Annotated in this window: 5 protein-coding genes; 3 read left to right on the top strand and 2 right to left on the bottom strand. The window is 35.9% G+C overall.

What is annotated here, in order from left to right; genetic code table 11:
* The first annotated feature begins 269 nt into the window (after window positions 1-269).
* Window positions 270-2,195, top strand: a complete 1,926-nt coding sequence (locus tag ACP6PM_RS34450) for an N-acetylmuramoyl-L-alanine amidase (RefSeq protein WP_426591372.1) — start codon at window positions 270-272, stop codon at window positions 2,193-2,195.
* 1,349 nt (window positions 2,196-3,544) lie between these two features.
* Here ACP6PM_RS34450 and ACP6PM_RS34445 read toward each other — a convergent pair.
* Window positions 3,545-4,534 carry a hypothetical protein gene (locus tag ACP6PM_RS34445; RefSeq protein ID WP_426591371.1) on the bottom strand — a complete coding sequence of 330 codons (990 nt, stop codon included), beginning with the start codon at window positions 4,532-4,534 and terminating at the stop codon, window positions 3,545-3,547.
* A 1,625-nt stretch (window positions 4,535-6,159) separates the two neighbouring features.
* On the opposite strand from ACP6PM_RS34445, the gene ACP6PM_RS34440 reads away from it, so the two are divergent.
* Window positions 6,160-7,347, top strand: coding sequence for a glycosyltransferase family 4 protein (locus ACP6PM_RS34440; RefSeq protein WP_426591370.1), 1,188 nt, complete (start codon window positions 6,160-6,162; stop codon window positions 7,345-7,347).
* 624 nt (window positions 7,348-7,971) lie between these two features.
* On the opposite strand, the gene ACP6PM_RS34435 is transcribed toward ACP6PM_RS34440, so the two are convergent.
* Window positions 7,972-9,156, bottom strand: a complete 1,185-nt coding sequence (locus ACP6PM_RS34435; RefSeq protein WP_426591369.1) for an IscS subfamily cysteine desulfurase — start codon at window positions 9,154-9,156, stop codon at window positions 7,972-7,974.
* Between the two features lie 730 nt (window positions 9,157-9,886).
* Between ACP6PM_RS34435 and ACP6PM_RS34430 the strand changes: the two genes are divergently transcribed.
* Window positions 9,887-11,353: DUF4347 domain-containing protein (locus ACP6PM_RS34430; protein WP_426591368.1), on the top strand; the 1,467-nt coding region annotated here is incomplete at its 3' end.

Here is an 11,353-nt window from a genome sequence, read left to right as displayed (position 1 = left end):
CTTTAAACCAGAATTATTTAATTATTAATTATTAACAATTAATAATTCGGTAAAAATATAGAGTAGATAAATTACAGAAAACTTGTAAGGATTCAGGAGGATAAGTGAGTGGAAAATTTAATTAAACAGGTGAAAGTGAAATAGATATTTTTATAACTAAGACTTTTTTCTCAAAAGCTTAGGAACAAAAATATTTTGAATACAACTAAAATTTCTAACCAGAAAAATTTAGTAAAATCAAGCAATTTCAACTAAAAAAAAGAAGTAATATGGTAAATTTCAATCTACTGCTAATGGCGACAAAACAAACAATTAATCCTAAAATATTTAGCAAAGTTATTGGCTTATCAAATTTAGGATTAATGATCTTTTTAGGAGTAATAACTACCATTTCCCCTGATGCAATGTCACACGATGCAATGTCACAAAATAATGAAGATAATAATAAACTTCAGTCCTCCGAAGATTCAACACAAAAATCTCTATTTATTGCCCATCCGTCACCAACTCATAAAACTACTTCCGACCGAATTTTCTTAATTGGTACAGCTTCTCCAGAAGAGGAAGTTACTGTTAATGGAAAACCAATTAATGAGCGTAGTCGTTCTGGTCATTTTGCTCCTAGTTTTCCATTACAAATAGGGGAAAATATATTTACTGTACGACATCAAAATGAAGAGATTATTTTAAAAATAACACGCAATTCAAATCAACCACCTTTACCAGTAGGAATAGCTTTTGGTCAAGATTCTTTAACTCCAGCAAAAGATATTGCGAGAATGCCTGGAGAATTAATTTGTTTTCAGGCGATCGCTCCTCCAAATGCTAATATTTCTGTTTTATTAGCTGCTCAAACTATTCCCTTACTTTCTCAGTCTCAAGTAGTAAATTTACCAGGAAATTTAGCAGTATTAACGGGAGATAATCAACCTGTTCCTTCTGCGGGAGAATATTATCAAGGTTGTGCGAAAGCAGAGAAACCAGGAGATTTAGGTCAACCTGAGTTTAAATTAAGTGTCAGGGGTAAAACGGTAACTCAAAAAGCACCGGGAAAAGTGACTATTCTTTCTCCGACTACATTTGAGGTGGCAGAGGTGACAGTAGAAGAGGGAGTTGCGAGAACTGGACCTAGTACCACTTATTCACGCTTGACACCCTTACCAAAAGGTACTAAAGCTTTGATTACAGGGAAAGAAGGAGACTATTTACGTCTTGATTATGGGGGGTGGATAAAAGCAAATGAAACTAAGATATTTACAGATGCAGCACCACCGCGTTCGGTAATTCGGAGTGCTATTGCTCGTCAGCTTCAAGGTACAACAGAAATCAGGTTTCCTTTGCAAGTACCGGTGCCAATAACAGTCGAACAGGGCGATCGCTATTTAACTTTAACTCTGCATAATACTACTGCTCAAACTGATACTATTCGCCTAGATGATGACCCCTTAATTGAGCGATTAGACTGGCAACCAATTCTAACTTCAACAGTGCAAAATGAACAGGCAGTTAGATATAAATTTTATTTAAAAACAGACCAACAATGGGGTTATAAATTACAATATGTTGGTACAACTTTATTATTAACTTTACGACATCCTCCGGCAGTCAAAAGTGGAATTAGTTCTGCATATAAACCTTTAACTGGAATGAAAATTTTAATTGATGCCGGACATGGGAGTGAGAATGATTTAGGAGCAAGAGGTCCGAATGGTTATCCTGAAAAAAATGTGACATTAATTGTCTCAAAGCTATTACAGGATGAGTTAATTAATCGGGGAGCTTCAGTTTATATGACACGGAAAGCAGAGGAAGATTTATATCCTAAAGACCGTGTGGAAATGATTAATCAACAAGTTCCAGATTTAGCACTTTCGGTTCATTATAATGCTTTACCTGATTATGGAGATGCTCTAAAAACTCAGGGAATAGGTACTTTTTGGTATCATTCTCAAGCTCATAGTTTGGCAGTATTTTTACATAATTATTTAGTGGAAAAATTAGACCGACCTTCCTATGGAGTATTTTGGAATAATTTAGCCTTAACTCGTCCGGCGATCGCTCCTTCTGTGTTGTTGGAATTAGGGTTTATGATTAATCCTTATGAATTTGAATGGATTATGAATTCTCAAGAACAAAAGAAGTTAGCAAAAGCATTAGCTGATGGAATTGTGGAGTGGGTAAAAAGTTCTGAATAGATCCAAATAGCGATCGGGGATTTGCCAGTTATTATACCAATTCCCCAAGAGGGAAGATATCTTAATTCCTGAGAACCCCACTCCCTAATCCCTACTCTCAAGAATATTTAGTAATAATTTTGAGATTTGGTATTAATACAGCAGATTCCAGGTATTATGAGGTACAAATATTTAAGACTTTGTAGAATAGACATCTTGCCTGCTACCTATTGATTAAATAGCTATAAATTTATATTAGACATCTGGTAAAAATCAAAAATCAAATCAATTCTTATCCAGAAATTATCAATTACCGAATTATTAATTGTTAATAATTAATAATTAAATAATTCACGCCTTGAAGTCTCTCATGAGCAAGGAGAAAAAAAGAAATAATATTTCCGATAATTCAATTCCCGTACGGTTAAAACCCGAGGTAATTATCAATTATCAATTATCCATTATCCATTATCCATTATCCATTAATGAATTCTCCCTGTTCCCTGTTCCCTGTTCCCTGTTCCCTATAATTGAAGTTTGGTATTATACCTTATTTATAACATAAGCATTTCCTGCGGAATGCGGAGCGAACAGCCGTCAGCTTTTAGCTTGCCTCCTGGGTCATAATTGCCTTATCAGCTAGATTATAATTTCTAAGTCCTCTCTTAAAAGAAGAAATTATTATTGATATAAGTAGGTTAGGTGAAAAAATTTACAAGTACGTCCGCAGCGACTGAAGCGGAGCGGAAGGAAGCAATCTCAAGGGTTTCAACTGCTTTAACATTTCGTTACATAGTGATGTTTATTCGTGCCTACCTACTTATTTCAGATAATTTATAGCATAAATAAGTGGCTATTCAGTTAATACAACTGTTATTAAACAAATCCTTATTTAATTCATAAAAAAACTGAGAGCTGATTTCTAATAGCTGAATACTTATTTATAACTATTCAACCGGACATAATATTACTTCTCAATTTTGATATTTAATAATTTTAACAAAAAAATAAGGTCTCAATCCTCGCCTTTCAAGGGAATAAAAAAATGAAAATTCAGTATTTTAAGCCTCCCTATTCCAGGAGATACTGTTTTGCTACCGTACAACTTCGTTTCGCCTGTCGCCGACATGAAAAACGCTACACAACATGAAAAACGAAGTTACGACCCAGGAGGCTAACTGATAACTGTTATAGCGCTACTTGAATCGGGAATAGGGAACACTTAACTGGGAACAGTTGACTATCAAAAGGGTTTCAGGATTTAGAAATGTCCGCGCCCTATTTGCGTAGTGCTATAACTGATAACTGAATTAACCAAATCGACCCCTAAATATCTTTTTTGTATTGTTTAAAATTATCTCTATTTCATTTTATTTAAACATTAAGGTAATATACCTTTTCTTTAAAATTGTTTTTTGTAAAAATCGAGGAGTATTGCACCACTTCCCAAAAGTAGGTAAAGCAACTTGCATCAAAAAATCACGCCATTTACGAGTAATAATTTTGGGGTGAATACTTAAACTGCTTTTATAACCATTGATCACTAATTTTTGTCTAAGATTAATATCTGCTTTTAACCGCTTAATAGCTGATAATAAATCTTCTAAAGTATTCACCTCTAAATAATCAAGATTTCTCTGCCCCTCAGTTTGGTAAGCTGACTCACAACCTAATAGAGCTGGCACTCCAGCTAACCACGCATTAAAAAGTTGAGTTGCTGGTTGATTGTGATAATCTGGTATATTTTTAAAACTTCTGACTGCTACAACTGCATCAATTTCTTGATAGTTATTCCAGCGATTTTTTATCTGTAAATAATCCAACCAATGATAACTATGAACCACAGGATACCAGCGTAAACCTAACTCATTTAATTGTTTTTCCCAATTTGCTTGAAACAGTTCAGGAACTAGATTTTCTTGATAACCAAAAAAAGCAATATTTTCAAAGCGATCGCCTCGTAAAGGGTCACGGGGAATTAATCCAGGTTGTGGCCAATGGGGCAGATAATAACTGTCTTTAAATTTCTGCACTTCTGTGGGATTTTGTACTATATGAAGTTGAGCATAACCATAAAACTTTGATTCAGCTTTTAGGAAAATAAATAGTTGATTTTTTCCTGGTTTAATCGGTATTTTATGAGCTTCTAGGGCTTGATGATGAAAAATAATTATTCCTTCAGATGGTAGTTCACTAACTAATTTACAAGGAAAACCATCAGCTTGTAAACGTAAATAAGTTTGAAAAGTCCAGGCATAAATTCCTAAACTAAATCCCATCCATTCGTCCTCAACATTAGTGGGAGTTACTGCAGGAAAATAACATTTGGGAATATAGAAATTAATTATTGGTAATACCATAATTCTTCAAACACTGCCAAAATATGATTCTGGCTTAATTAACACTCAAAATATTTTATCAAAATTCATCAAAAAAAAATATAGCTACAGTTTTTTTATGAGGACTTGATTTTAGTTTTTCTGGTGGCTTTGGCTGATTTTACACGCTATTAACAATAAATTAAATAGGTAATAGTTCCGAATCTGGCTGTACTCATTAAAATCAGTACAGTATTTTTTTCTATTTCCTACTCTCTATTTCCTAAAATCCAAAACTTGTGTACCTTACGAGAGCGATCGAGGTAATTAGACATCTAATACTAAATTCAAAAAAGGTATTTACATCTTAATCAGTTATTTATGCCTACATTTAAACACTTAAAATTTCGCATATATTGTCAAATTAAAACTTTTTTTTCTCTTTTTTCATATACTTTGATTTCACTATTATCTGTTATATCAAATCCGGTTAATTCCGTCTAAAAAAATGTTCCATCTGAGCGTCATTGCCAACTCTTTCTAAATTCTCTTCCCTCCGCGCCTCCTCAGGACTTATCTAATACCAATTCACTTAAAAAATGTCACAAATAGTTGGTAACTTATGAAGTGAAATAATAAGCTGAAATCACTGAAAAATCAGGGTTTTAAGTCGCAAAAATATCACTTCTGACTTCTGACTTCGCGCCTTCTGACTTTAATGAAACGGTATAAATTCTCTTCCCTCCTGACTCCTGACTCAGTCCTCCTAACTCCCGCTCTAATTACACCAATGCTACCGGATTTGATATTATATATTCCCTGTAACCGAAAAATTAATAATTAATAATTAATAATTAAATAATTCGCGCCTTGAAGCCTCCCCTTGGATAGGGGAAAACAAAGACAATATTCCTTATATTCAATTCCGTAACGGTTTTAACCTTCTTGTAATTATCAATTATCCATTATCCATTGATGAACTGCTCCGTCACGCTCTGCAATATTTTATGAAATTGGTATAATTTCCCAGACAACAGTTTTTAGTAAAGAAGTTGTATTTTAGACAAAAAATAACCTATACAGTGAAGTTTTAAATATATCCGGCAATTTTACTAATAAACATTTTAATCCTAGAAAAAGAGTTAATTTTTTTTAGTGTTATTTGGTTGAATCAAATAGCCAAGAAGTACTTCCTTTACTCATATTAATTCAGGAATTTACTCTCCAGCAAGTAGTGTTCAACTTTAATCCTATAAACATCTATAGGTTACTTAATATTTTTTTATAATTCCTCATATTTGTATGGTGACACTTATTTTTTTTGATTGTTTGAAATTCTAGATTAATGCAAATCAATGATATCTTAAGCATAAGCAATAAAGTTATTAACGAAAGTGACATCCTAATCTCTCAGTAGTTCAATCACTTGATGGCCTTGACAAAAAGGAAAAAATAGTATAAAAATAAAATAATAACTACATAGCATTATTAATAAGATTTTTTGGTATGCTAATTAACCGGGATTGACCTGACTACTCAAGAATAGTTAGGTTAAGATATCTGTAATATTTATCAGGGAAATTATTAAAAATTCGCCAAAATCTTTAGAGTAAAATTAATAAAGATTAAGAATTGTAAAAATAGTCAAAATTTGGGAGTTAGTAGTGATGAAGATTCTAGTACTAAGTTGGGAGTTTCCACCAAGAATTATAGGAGGAATAGCACGTCATGTTGCAGAATTATACCCAGAATTGGTGAAATTAGGACATGAAGTTCATTTAGTTACAGTCAAGTCTGGCGAAGTACCAATGTATGAAATTGTGGATGGAATAGAAGTCCATAGAGTTCCAGTTGGACCAAGCCAAAACTTCTTTCATTGGATAGCAAATATGAATGAAGCTATGGGTCGTCATGGAGGAAAACTAATTACAGAAGATAAAAATTTTGATATAATCCATGCCCATGATTGGCTAGTTGCAGATGCGGCGATCGCTCTCAAACATATCTTTAAACTACCACTAATAGCTACTATTCATGCCACGGAAAATGGTCGCCATAACGGTATTCATAATCATACTCAACTCTACATTCATGAAAAGGAAAAAGAGCTGGTTTATAATGCTTGGAGAGTTATTGTTTGCTCTAACTATATGCGAGGAGATGTCACACGAACCTTAGATAGTCCCTGGGACAAAATAGATGTAATTTATAATGGAATTTGTCCTGAAAAAAAACCAAGTCGAGATGAGTTTAATGCTGTACATTTCCGTCGGCATTTTGCAGAAGATGAAGAAAAAATTGTCTACTATTTAGGCAGAATGACTCCAGAAAAAGGTTTGTCAGTTCTGATTCATGCAGCACCGAGAATAATTGAAGAAATGGGAGCTCGGGTGAAATTTATGATGATTGGTGGTGGCAAAACTGACCATTGGAAACAAGAAATCTGGAATTTGGGAATTTCGGAAAGGTTCTGTTTCACAGGGTTTATGTCTGAGGAAAATTTACATAAATTCCAAGCGATCGCTGACTGTGCAGTATTTCCGAGTCTTTATGAACCGTTTGGTATTGTTGCCTTAGAAAGTTTTGCAGCAAGGGTGCCAGTCGTGGTTTCGGATACAGGTGGTTTGCCAGAAGTGGTTGAACATGGTAGAACAGGTATTGTTACCAAAGTTGGTAATCCTAATTCCCTAGCATGGGGTATTCTAGAAGTGTTGAAAGACCCTAGCTTTTTCCAAGATTTGGTGAATAATGCTTATCAGGAATTAGAGCATAAATTTTGTTGGGGTAGGATAGCAAAACAAACGGATCGAGTGTATCATAGAGTAGCAGCAGAAAGGTTACAGGTAGTTTGGTAATAAAAGGAGGAGTCATTTCAGTTATCAGTTATCAGTTATCAGTACCTCTAGATGTGAGTATAGTGCGGAATCTAATACAAACGCGGTTTCTATACTTTGTTATACTGGGTTTAGAAAATCTAGATTTATTTTGTGGGTAATTGAGCAGCTCGGAAGACCTCTCCCCCGACCCCTCTCCTGCAAGGAGAGGAGGGAAATATTCTCCCGCTTCCCTACCTATGCTTTATAAACATCTTTCTTAACATAAAACGTAGTCACTCCAGTAGGGTGCGTTAGGCGCTTACGAAAAACTAGGTTTTATCTATAAAATATCAGGTCGCGCCGTAACGCACCATTAATTAGGGTCAGTTTTAGGGTATAGTGGTGCGTTACGTTCCACTTTTCATGTCGCGCAGCGAAACGTACCCTACTGGACTGTTTCATCTTAAATGTTGCAATAGATTGTTGTTGGGTTGAGGGAGGAAACCCAACAACAATCTTTCTCCCCTACTCCCCTACGGACGCCCTTATGCAACGTCCCTACCCTACTTCCCAATGCACTATTTTAGCTGAAGCAGTCCACTACTAGACTTTTGACTACAAAGTGCTTGATTTAAAACTGACAAACGAAAAGTTTAATTACTTTTAACTTTTAACTTCTAACTTTTGACTTCTACTTGCTTGACGTAAAGATTTAATAGTAGCGATCGCTTGTTCTGCTACTATGTCTATTTCTTCAGGAGTATTAAACCGCCCAATACCAAAACGAACAGAAGCATAAGCTAATTTTTCGGGACGCCCTAAAGCTTCCAAAACATGGGAAGGCGCGACTTTAGCGGAAGTGCAAGCGGAACCAGAAGAAACCGCCATTACACTTTGCAACCCTAACAATAAAGCTTGCCCATCTACACCCTCCACACTAATATTCAAATTTCCAGCCAAACGCTCCATAGGATGTCCGTTGATAAAAATATTTTCCAATGTTTGCAACTTCTCCCATAACCTTTCTCGCAAACTGGTTAACCGTTTTGCCTCTGACTCCATTTCTGCTAACGCGACTTCCACCGCTTTACCAAAACCAACTATTTGAGGCGTACACAAAGTTCCAGACCGCATTCCTCGTTCGTGCCCCCCTCCATGTATTTGAGAAGCTAGTTTTACTCTTGGATCGCGACGACGCACATAGATAGCACCAATACCTTTTGGTCCGTAAATTTTATGGGCAGTTAATGACATTAGATCGATATTCATTGCCTGTACGTCAAGGGGAATTTTACCAATAGCTTGTGCCGCATCAGTATGGAAAATAATTGAATTTTCTTTGCACATTTCTCCTATTTTTGCCAAGGGTTGTAAAACTCCTATTTCATTATTTGCTGCCATGACAGATACGAGAATTGTATCTTCACGCAAAGCTGTTTCTAGGGAACTTAGATCGATAATTCCATCTGTATCTACGGGCAAATAAGTAACTTCAAACCCCAAATTTTGTAAATATGCACAGGGGTCGAGAACAGCATTATGTTCGGTAGCGACTGTAATAATATGTTTGCCTTTATTGAAGTAAGCTTCAGCTATTCCTTTAATTGCTAAATTATTTGCTTCTGTCGCGCCACTGGTAAAAATAATTTCTTCAGGAGTAGCATTAATAGCTGCAGCCAAAATTTCTCTAGCTTTTTTCACTGCTGCTTCAGCTTCCCAACCATATTGATGAGTCACGCTCGCGGGGTTGCCAAAATGTTCCGTGAAATAAGGCAGCATTGTTTTTAATACTCGTTCATCCAGAGGAGTAGTGGCATTGCAGTCGAGATATATAGGACGTTTTAACATGGCGATCGCTTAATAATTAGTAGTTGTATATTCTATATTTTACAACATCAGAAACCTGTAGCGTGTCTAGACTAAAATTGTCGGTAAAAAACCTAACCCCCCAACCCCCTTCCCTACTAGGGAAGGGGGAGTTTCTCCCCTCTCCTTGTAGGAGAGGGGTTGGGGGAGAGGTCTTCTAAGTTCTCAAATTTACCCACATTTTAATGCTAGACACCTTAGTAGGGGAGGGTTCCACGTTAAATTAATTGTGTTGCCAACGATCTGGTGAACCCGCCCCGCCACAATTTTAATGTACAAAATTAACTGTGTCAGTCCACTCAAATATTATAAAACCGATCGCATAACCGGATTTCACTCATCAATTAATTTGTTTTCAGCTACGAATCAAAACAATTTTTATGGTGGGTTAATTAGCCTGATTTTATATTAAAAAATCGGCTTTTCAGTAGAAATACAGAAAAGTTGATGGTTTGCGTATGAATGCTTAAGTATTGATACTTTCAGTACAAAAACTGAGAGATTATATAGGATAACTCTGTTTTATGAAGATTTAATGAAGCTTATTTAAAAGGGTTGACATTAAATTTAGAATTGTTTACTTTTGTAAAAAGTAACACAATTTTACCTCTGAATTTAATCAATATCAGGGATTTTTCAGTCATCTGCATCTGCATCTATATATATTTAGTCCATCATTATCCTAATTTAATCCGGAATCAAGTACCTACCTATGCAAACTAATTCTCTGCTCAAAGCTCCTGCAACAAACTCCCTAGCTTCTATGAACTCTATGTCCTTCTGTCAATACTCCCCAACAGAAGTTACTAATTCTATTGAGGCATCAATAGCTAATGCCCGCGAACTCGTAATTATTGATGGCGGTGTTGATGACTATCAACAGTTACTTCAGGGTATTAAACCTGGTATTTATGGGATGGTTTTGAACCCGGATCGCGATGGTGTCGAACAAATAACTCAGATTTTACGGAACTATCGAGGAATAGAAACTCTACATATTTTGTCCCACGGTTCTCCTGGGTGTTTGTACTTAGGAAATACTCAACTTAGTTTGGAAACTTTAGATAAATATACTGAAGACTTACAACAGTGGTTTATTGAAGTTCCCTCGCCCAATTTATTTATCTATGGTTGTCAAGTTGCTGCCGGAAATACAGGAACAGAATTTTTGGCAAAAGTACGAGGTTTGACCACAGCTAATATTGCTGCTTCAGCCAACTTAACGGGGAATGCTGCCTTGGGTGGCGACTGGGAGTTAGAAATTAGTTTGGGTGAAGGAAAATTTATTCCCGCTTTTACTTCAGAAATTCTAGCCACTTATTCTGGTGTGTTAGATGATAGTTACATTGTTGATCCTGTTACAATGCAGGATGTCTTGACTCAGATATATCCAGCTATTCCTGAATTTGTGAGAGGTTTGTTAGGAGATCAGGTCAACTCAGTCATGGGGAATGCTACCGATGCAGCACAAGAAATAGCAAACAATATTCAAAATGCTACCGATGTAGCACAAGAAATAGCAAACAATATTCAATTTAAACTCACGGAAAAGCCAAATGGAAGTCAACACAAACTTGCAATCTCTTATACAAAGCCCTTTGTCTTTGATCTGACAGGACTAACCCCCTCCATAGAGATACCAGTCTTAGGCAACTTAGAACCTATATTGGATAATGCTATAGAATTAGGTTTGGGCGATTCTGTAGCGCAGTTACCTGGAAGTCAGGCGATTTTCTATCAACCTACAATTGAAATCTATCAAAAAAAATTAAAACAGATTGGGATTACCCTCTCAGGCAAATTAATTCGTGATGAATCTGCTTTTGGGAAACAGATTACCGAAGAAGATTTGGAACGAATCAAAGACGGTTTATTGTATCAATTTGGTATAGACGAAGAGAGTATAGATAAATCCTCTTTTGACGCAAATACAACGACATTCAGCCTCGAACTGATTTACTATATACCTGAAGAGCAGCAAATTCCTAATCTTGCCAGTGTGTTCAATGGAGCTATGAGCGATATAAAAGCTCATTATAATACCTCCGGGGAGACAAGCTCTTCAGGAACTTCCAATACCTCCGGGGAGACAAGCTCTTCAGGAACTTCCAATACCTCTGGAGAGACAAGCTCTTCAGGAACTGCCAATACCTCTGGAGGGACAAGCTCTTCAGGAACT

Source organism: Dapis brunnea BLCC-M229 (assembly GCF_050015995.1).
GTDB lineage: Bacteria > Cyanobacteriota > Cyanobacteriia > Cyanobacteriales > Microcoleaceae > Trichodesmium.
This window is presented reverse-complemented; position numbering and strand designations above follow the sequence as displayed.